Genomic DNA, 942 nt, shown 5'->3' with positions numbered 1-942 from the left:
TAGATGTGCGGAGTAATCGCCTAGGTGAACATAAAGACAAGTATGGTGAGTCTCTTATGAGTCTCGTTGTAAGTAAGAAGAATCTATTCACAGCAGCTAAAGTCGTCAGACGAAATAAAGGAGCTGCAGGAGTAGACGGAATGACAGTTAGTGAGGTGGAAGGTCATATAATGGAAGTTTATCCTTATTTGAGGAAGAAGCTTCTAGACGGTTCGTATAGACCTCAACCTGTAAGACGGGTAGAAATTCCAAAAGCTAACGGTGGAATACGCAAATTAGGTATTCCCGTCGTGCGGGACCGAGTGGTCCAGCAAGCTATTAGACAAGTGATAGAGCCTATCATTGATAAACATTTTCTCCCTCACAGTCACGGGTTTCGTAAAGGAAAAAGTAATCATACAGCTTTGAAAGAGTGTGTCGACTATTACCAACAAGGCTACAAAGTAGCCGTCGATTGCGATTTGAAACAATGCTTTGATACACTCAATCATGATAAGCTGATGTATTACCTCGAACAGTATATACAGGATAAGATGATTCTGAAAATTATCCGTAAGTTCTTACAGAGCGGTGTCATAGATCTGTCTGGCGAATTCGTAGAAAGTAAAACAGGCGCACCACAAGGTGGCGTAATTTCGCCCCTACTCAGTAATGTGTACTTACATGAACTGGATAAAGAAATGGAACAGCGAGGACACCAGTTTGTCCGTTTCGCTGATGACTTCGTCATCTTCGTAAAATCAAAACGAGCCGGTGAACGGGTGCTACAAAGTATTACTCGCTTCATTGAAAAAGACCTGAAATTAACTGTCAACCAGGATAAAAGTAAAGTGGGTTCCCCAACACGTTTAAAGTTCTTGGGTTGTCTGATAACCACAGTGAATGGGGTCTGTCGTTACAGACCTTCGAAAGAAGCCAAAGCGAAATTCATGCGTACCTTGA

1 protein-coding gene is annotated in these 942 nt (G+C 42.1%); it reads left to right on the top strand.

Annotated features, from left to right (window positions below; all coding sequences use genetic code 11):
- Positions 1-5: 5 nt before the first annotated feature.
- A partial coding sequence (gene ltrA, locus ACYQ2O_RS12435; RefSeq protein WP_459796730.1) for a group II intron reverse transcriptase/maturase occupies positions 6-942 on the top strand: 937 nt, incomplete at its 3' end.

The sequence above is a fragment of the Alkalibacterium sp. m-11 genome, assembly GCF_054658155.1.
The sequence above is the reverse complement of the archived record's forward strand: the minus strand, read 5'-3'. Positions and strand labels throughout refer to the sequence as shown.